At 56.7% G+C, this 215-nt stretch carries 1 pseudogene; it reads right to left on the reverse strand.

From position 1 onward, the window contains the following. Positions 1-79: 79 nt before the first annotated feature. Positions 80-215 (reverse strand): annotated as a pseudogene (locus E1297_RS50020) (sugar ABC transporter permease); the annotation flags it as partial.

A 215-nucleotide genomic window follows, 5' to 3' on the forward strand; every position in this document is an offset into this window, starting at 1 on the left:
ACCAACATGGGCCGATCTTGTCTCAACCGCACAGACCGCTGCCGCCCGGGCGGGCAATTATGCAACAACGCCCCCCGCATCAAATTTTCAAACTATATCCGGTTTTGAAAATACCCCAAATGACCGCCACGCAAACGGCCAAGAACAACAACGCCGTGCCGAGACTGATGCCGACGCTCACATCGGCATGGCCGTAGAAGCTCCAGCGAAAGCCC

Source organism: Roseibium sp. RKSG952 (genome assembly GCF_009711355.1).